Annotated in this window: 5 protein-coding genes and 1 pseudogene; all 6 read left to right on the top strand. The window is 64.8% G+C overall.

Annotated features, from left to right (window positions below; genetic code table 11):
- Positions 1-297: pseudogene (locus PTE30175_RS13135) on the top strand (glycosyl hydrolase); the annotation flags it as partial.
- Positions 298-400: 103 nt separating this feature from the next.
- Positions 401-1,879, top strand: a complete 1,479-nt coding sequence (locus PTE30175_RS13130; RefSeq protein ID WP_150697509.1) for a flavin monoamine oxidase family protein — start codon at positions 401-403, stop codon at positions 1,877-1,879.
- Entirely contained in the window at positions 1,880-2,560 is a 681-nt protein-coding gene (locus PTE30175_RS13125) for a c-type cytochrome (protein ID WP_150697488.1), read from the top strand.
- Positions 2,561-2,759: 199 nt separating this feature from the next.
- A complete protein-coding gene (locus PTE30175_RS13120) occupies positions 2,760-3,890 on the top strand; it encodes a saccharopine dehydrogenase family protein (protein ID WP_150697487.1) in 1,131 nt (376 codons plus the stop codon).
- 42 nt (positions 3,891-3,932) lie between these two features.
- Entirely contained in the window at positions 3,933-5,486 is a 1,554-nt protein-coding gene (locus PTE30175_RS13115) for a class I adenylate-forming enzyme family protein (RefSeq protein ID WP_150697486.1), read from the top strand.
- Between the two features lie 25 nt (positions 5,487-5,511).
- A complete protein-coding gene (locus tag PTE30175_RS13110) occupies positions 5,512-6,753 on the top strand; it encodes a thiolase family protein (RefSeq protein ID WP_150697485.1) in 1,242 nt (413 codons plus the stop codon).
- The last annotated feature ends 11 nt before the right edge of the window (positions 6,754-6,764 follow it).

The raw sequence follows: 6,764 nt of genomic DNA, 5'->3' as shown, positions 1-6,764 counted from the left end.
CCCGACGGCCGGATCGTTGTGGGGGGCCTGCTCGGCAGCCTGTTTCAAAGCAGCGATGGGGGGACGACGTGGTCGCCACTGAAGGCGGAAACGAAGAACTCGATCACCGAGCTCGTTGCGACCGGGAAAGGACTGGTCGCGGTCGGGCTCGACGGACTGGTCTTGACGCAGCGCGCCGGCGGCGCGCCGCTCGAGGTCTCGCAGCGTCCGGATCGGGCTGCACTGACTGCGACCGTGATTGATGCAGGCGGAAAGCCGATTCTGTTTTCGAATGATGGTGTGCTTGCGGGACCGTGAGCCCGCATTTCTGTTTACTTCGTATGTCCATAGTAATCCACATAAATATCAAGCAAGGAGTGGCGCAATGGAAGTCGATGCGGCACTGAAGATGACCCGGCAGATGACCTCGAAACGCAAGCCCGATCCACAAACCCGTCGCCAGCTCCTGCGCCTTGCGGCGGTGGGCGCTGTGTCGCTCGCGGCAGGCGAGGTGTCGCTGGCAGCGGGCGGCGCAGCGAAATCCGCGGATCGCGACGTGCTGGACGTCGCGATCATCGGCGCCGGCCTGGCGGGACTCACAGCCGCACGCGACTTGAAGCGCGCCGGGTGTGAATCGTTCGTCGTCCTGGAGGCGCGCAACCGCGTGGGCGGACGCACGTACAACCACGATCTCGGGCGCGGCGTCATCTCCGAAGGCGGCGGCCAGTGGATCGGGCCGGGGCAGACGGCCATCTTCGATCTGGCTCGCGAGCTGGAGGTTGACACCTTCCCGACCCACTACGCCGGCAAGACCGTCGTCCTGGCAGGCGACGCTCGGGTCGCCCAGGACCTTCAAGGAGGCCTCGGCGGCGATGAAGCGATCGCCGCCAAGCTCAGCGCGTTGGCGCGTGGCGTGCCTTCTGCTGCACCCTGGGAAGCACAGCACGCGGCGGAACTCGACAGGCTCACGTATGGCGACTGGTTGCTGCAGCAAGGCGTGAAATATGAGGACGGATACTTCCTTGCACTGGCCGCGAAGCTGTCGCTCGGCGGGGCGCCGGCGCAGCTTGGCCTCTTGCACTACCTGTCGATGATCAACACCGCCGACTGCAGTTACGAGCGGCTGGAGTCGACCAAGGGAGGCGCCCAGGAAACGCGCTTCGTCGGCGGCTCACAGGTTCTCAGCATCAAGATGGCGCGTGATCTTGGCGACAAGGTCAGGCTGTCCTGCCCGGTGCGCAAGATCTCCGGCTGGGATCGCGACATCGTCGAATTGCACACGGATCAGGGCGTCGTGCGTGCGCGCCAGGTGATTGCTGCGCTGAACCCGGCCCTGTGCAACCAGATCGTCTTCGATCCCCCGTTGCCGGCCGGGCGATCCCAGTTGCAGCGACTTTGGCCGGCAAATGCACCGATGCGCAAGACGGTGCACGTCTATGAACGGCCTTTCTGGCGAGATGACGGATACAACGGGCAGATCTTCCAGGTCGACGGCCCTGTCTTCATGGCCTATGACAACTCGCCTCCGGACGGTTCGGTCGGCGTACTCAGCGCATTCGTCTCGCCGGGATCCCTGCCCGGCGAGCCCAAGGCCGCCGAGCGGACGCTGTCGGCCATCTATGCGCAGGCTTTGGGAGACAAGGCGCTGCATCCGAAGCAGTTCCACGATCTCGACTGGGGCAGGGTCGATCCGTGGTCGTTGACCTGTATCCATCCGATACCGCCCGGCTTCTGGACGAAATGGGGCGAGTTTCTCCGTCCCCAGGTGGGCCGATTGATCTGGTCCGGGACCGAGACCGCCGATTTATGGCCCGGCGCGATGGACGGCGCCGTGCGCTCCGGTCACCGGGCGGCCTTGCAGGCGCTAGGCGCCATGGCACATCGCAGTCGGGAGGCCTGAATGATGCGGGCAATGATCATCGGCGCTGTCGTGGCCGCCGCGGGAGTGATAGGCGCGGGCGCGCTCTTTGGACGCGATTACCTCGACGGTATGCGTTTCGAGAAAGCAATGAATCACATCGGCGAAACGAACAAGGCCGACGCCGGTCCCTGGCCGCAGGCGCTGGAGACCTGTTTCGTTTGCCACGGCCCGGGCGGCCGGTCCCGCAACGCGTGGTACCCGGCGCTGGCCGGCCAGCCGGAGGCGTACATTGCCGCTCAACTGCGCGCGTTCGCCGGCGAGCAGCGCCACAACGCGAACATGGGACCTCTCGCCAGGGCACTCAACGAAGAGCAGATCCAGCGGATGGCCGTCTATTTCGCACGGCAGGCGCCGGCGAGAAACGAGGACGTTCCGGCCGAGGCGGCGCTCGAAGAGCGGGGGATGGCTGTGATCCAGGCCAGGAGTTGCCAGGCCTGCCACGGCGCAGGACTGGTGGGCAAAGATCAAGCGCCTCGGCTCGCGGGCCAGGGAGAGGCCTATCTCGCGAACCAACTCTCCGCCTTCAAGACGGGAGAACGCCATGACCCGACCGGCGCAATGAACGGGGTTGCCGCCACTTTGTCGAGCGACGATATCCGGGCGGTGGCCCACTACCTGGCCAGAGCCTCACCCGGACACGACGACATCGGCACCCGATAGTTCCAGCGGGACATATTCGCGTTGCGGTGCCGAACAGGGCAGGGAATACCCGGTCTTTTTTTTGTCCAGTATGTTTGTCATTATTACCTAACATTGGTAGTGTGTTCTACAAATGGCGGCCGGAAGCGTTCGCGACTTGGTTGCCATCCTTCAGTTTTATCGACCCAACTTTCAAGAAACCACGTTTCAGGAGACAACCATGGCAAAGCACCCCGTCGTCGTCTACGGCGCAAGCGGCTACACCGGCATGTTGATCATGGACTGGCTGATCGACCAGAACATCCCTTTCACGGCCGTGGCGCGCAATGCGGGCCGGACGAAGGAAATGATGGCGCAGCGTGTCGTGCGCCTCGAATCGGCGGAATACGAGATCATCGAAGCGGAACATAACGTCGATTCGCTCGTCAACGCGTTCCGCGGCGCGAAGGTGGTGTGCAACACCGTCGGGCCGTTCTCCAATTTCGGGCTCGTCGGCGTCGAAGCCGCGCTGAAGGCGGGGTGTCACCATCTCGACACGACCGGCGAGCAATCGTACATCCGCGACGTGCGAGACCAGTTCGGCGAACTGTATCGGCAGGCCGGCCTGCTGGCGTCCTCGTCGAATGCGTACATGTACACGTTCGCTGAAATCGCCGCCGAGCTGGCGCTCGAGACGCCCGGCGTCGATGCGCTGGAGACCGCCACGCTGACGCGCGGCCCACGCGGTGCGGCGGGCGTGAGCGTGGGCTCGACGGCCACCATCTTCGACGGCTCTCGCCACGAGTCCCACTACCTGTGGGAGAAGAAACTCACCCCTCACGCCCCGGATGCGTCGTTCACCGTTGCCGCGCCCGAGTTCATGCAACCGGTGTTCTGCCTGCCGTGGGGCGGCACGTCGCTGCCCGTCTACTTCGAGCGCGATCCGCGTGTGCGCAGCTGCATCTCGTGCGTAGGCTTCTACGACAACAACGTGATGAAGATGGTGCATCAGTTCGGGCAGAAATGGGAGGCCGAATACAAGCACCTGCCGCGCGAGCAGCAGGACGCGATCCTGAAGCAGGTCGTCGATTCGACCACACCGTCGATGCCGCCGCGCGAACGCACGACGATCCAGCGCAGCGTCGATTTCGCGATCGGGCGCGGTCAGCTCGCATCGGTGCGCGCGACCGTACACGGGATCACACCGTACATCTCGACCGGCGCCATTCATGCCGCCGGCGTCATCAAGCTGCTCGATGGGGAGACCGCCAAGGTCGGCTTCGCGTCCGGCTCGAAGGCGTTCGGGCATCGCTACCTGCTCGGGTTCCTGGAGCAGCGCGGGCTCGCGCGCGCGACGGTGACGCAACTGTGACGCCCGTCGTCGATCCGGTGCCGAACCAAAGGACTACAAGACATGGCAATCATTGATTTCTTCGATCGCGGGTGGCGGATCGCGCCACACGGCATCGCGTATATCCAGGACGAGCGCAGCTATTCGTTCCAGGAGATCGGCGAGCTGTCCTGCCGCGTCGCCAACGGGTTGATCGCCGCCGGATTGGCGAAGGAGACGAAAGCGGCCGTCTGGGCGGACAACGATGTCACGGCCTGGGGCTGCGCGCTCGGACTCTGGCGTGCCGCTCTCGCGTATATCCCCGTCAACGGGCGCAGCACGCCTGCCGAGAACCAGTTCATTCTCGATCTGTTCGACTGCGAGGCGCTGTTCTTCCAGCAGGCGTTCGCGCCGGCCATCGAAGCAGTGCGCGCCAGCTTGCCGAAGGTCAAGCTCTGGGTGTGCATCGATGCCGACCTGGCGTGGGCGCCGTCGCTGGCGACGTGGAGCGCGGGCCAGCCGACGACCATGCCGCTCGTCGATTACGACATGGATGACGTCGTGACGCTATCGGCAACGGGCGGGACGACCGGTGCGCCGAAGGGCGTGATGAACACGCACCGTTCGTTTCAGACCTACTTCGCGCAGTTCATGACAGCATTCCCCTACGGCGTGGAGCGCCCGGTGAATCTCGCCGCGGCGCCCATGACGCACACTGCCGGGATGCTTTCGCTGCCGTGCACGGCGCGTGGCGGCACGGTGGTCGTGCTGCCGAAGCCCGATCCGGCGCTCCTGCTGCGCGCGATCGCGATGCACCGGGTCACCGAGTTCTTCCTGCCGCCGACTGTCATCTATCGCCTGCTCGACATCCCCGGCATCGCGGCGCTGGATTTTTCGTCACTCAAGTATTTCCTCTATGGCGCCGCGCCGATGTCGGTGGAAAAGCTCAAGCGCGCGATCGACGTGTTCGGTCCCGTGATGGCGGGCGGCTACGGGCAGACCGAAGCGCCGGCATCGATTTCCAACATGACGCCGGCCGAGCATTTCGTCGACGGCAAGCTGGCTTCCGACGAACGGCTGTCGTCGGTCGGCCGCCCCAATCCGCTCGTCCGCGTCGACATCATGAACGAGCGCGGCGAAGTGCTGCCGCAAGGCCAGACCGGCGAGATCTGCGTGCGCGGCGACCTCGTGATGAAGGGTTACTACAAGGCGCCGGACAAGACCGCCGAGACGATCATCGACGGCTGGCTGCACACCGGCGACATCGGCCATCTCGACGCCGAAGGCTACCTGCACATCACCGACCGCAAGAAGGACATGATCATCAGCGGCGGGTTCAACGTCTATCCGAGCGAGATCGAGCAGGTCATCTGGGCGCACCCGGCGGTGCAGGACTGCGCGGTGATCGGCGTGCCCGACGAGAAGTGGGGCGAAGCCGTGAAGGCGGTCGTCGAGCTCAACGCAGGCCAGAGCGTGAACGCGGAGGAACTCGTCGCGCTGTGCAAGGAGAAGCTTGGCTCGGTCAAGGCGCCGAAGAGCGTGGACTTCGTCCCCGCGCTGCCGCGAAGCACCGTCGGCAAGGTGTTGAAGAAAGACCTGCGCGAGCAGTACTGGCAGGGCCTGGAACGCAAGATCTGAGCCGACCTTACACCAACGACACACCATGAGCAAAATTTACATCGCTGGTATCGCCATGACCGTGTTCGGTCGGCACATCGAGCGTAGCGTTGAGGATCTCGCAGGCGAGGCGCTGCACGGCGCGTTGCAGGACGCAGGCTGCCGCGCCGACGCCATCGGCGCGGCGTTCTACTCCGGCATCACCAATGGCGCGCTGCAGGGCCAGTTGTCGATCCCGGGGCAGGTCGTGTTCAGCAAGATCGGGATTGAAGGCATTCCGGTGTTCAACGTCGAGAATGCCTGCGCCTCCGGCAGCACCGCGGTTCATTTGGCGGTACAGCGTCTCATGGCGGGCGCCTGCGACGTTGCGCTGGCGCTGGGCGCGGAAAAGATGAACGTCGCCGACAAGGCGAGGTCGTTCGCGCTGTTCGATGCGGGGTGGGACGTGTCCCGCGTGGACGAGAACTTCGCGACGCTGGCAAACCTGGGCGAAGGCATCGAGCCGCCGCCCGGATCGGAATCCGACCGTCCCTACAGCCGCTTCATGAAGATCTATGCGGCAATGTGCAGGCATCACATGAAGACCTACGGCACGACGCAGCGCCAGATCGCCGCCGTGTCGTCCAAGAACCATCTGCATTCGGTGCACAACCCGCATTCGCAGTTCCGCCAGCCTTTCACCATTGACGAGGTGCTTGCCGCGCCGCCGATCACCTATCCGATCACGCTTCCGATGTGCGCGCCGCTATCGGACGGTGCGGCCGCGGCGATCCTCTGTTCCGAAGAGGGCCTGCGGCGCATCGGTGCCGACCGCAGCCGTTGCATCACGATCGCGGCCAGCGTGATCCGCAGCTTCACCCACCGGCGTATCGACGAGCCGGAAAAGAACATCGGCCGCCTCGCCGCGCTGCAGGCATACGAGCAGGCCGGCCTGGGCCCCCAGGACATGGATGTTGCCGAGGTGCACGATGCGTCGGCGATGGGGGAAATCATCCAGGCCGAGAACCTCGGTCTGGTGCCGTTGGGCCACGGCGGGCCGGCTGCCGAGCGCGGCGAATTCACACTGGGTGGGCGCATCCCGATCAATACGTCCGGCGGCCTCGAATCCAAAGGCCATCCGCTCGGTGCAACGGGCATCGGTCAGCTTTATGAACTGGTCACGCAGCTGCGCGGGGAGGCTGGCGCGCGACAGGTGCCGGGCGCGCGTCACGCGATTCAGGAAAACGGCGGGGGACTGCAGGGCGTCGAAGAGGCGGCGCTTGCCATTCATATTCTGAGCAAGCATTGATCGAGGCAGCA

Source organism: Pandoraea terrae (genome assembly GCF_902459695.1).
Classification (GTDB): domain Bacteria; phylum Pseudomonadota; class Gammaproteobacteria; order Burkholderiales; family Burkholderiaceae; genus Pandoraea; species Pandoraea terrae.
Note: the sequence above shows the minus strand (reverse complement) of the source record. Positions and strands in the feature narration are given on the sequence as shown.

Bases quoted from the DNA above. Each gene is read 5' to 3' on its own strand.
- PTE30175_RS13115 (WP_150697486.1), top strand. From the start codon at position 3,933: ATGGCAATCATTGATTTCTTCGATCGCGGGTGGCGGATCGCGCCACAC.
- PTE30175_RS13125 (WP_150697488.1), top strand. From the start codon at position 1,880: ATGATGCGGGCAATGATCATCGGCGCTGTCGTGGCCGCCGCGGGAGTG.
- PTE30175_RS13130 (WP_150697509.1), top strand. From the start codon at position 401: ATGACCTCGAAACGCAAGCCCGATCCACAAACCCGTCGCCAGCTCCTG.
- PTE30175_RS13110 (WP_150697485.1), top strand. From the start codon at position 5,512: ATGAGCAAAATTTACATCGCTGGTATCGCCATGACCGTGTTCGGTCGG.
- PTE30175_RS13120 (WP_150697487.1), top strand. From the start codon at position 2,760: ATGGCAAAGCACCCCGTCGTCGTCTACGGCGCAAGCGGCTACACCGGC.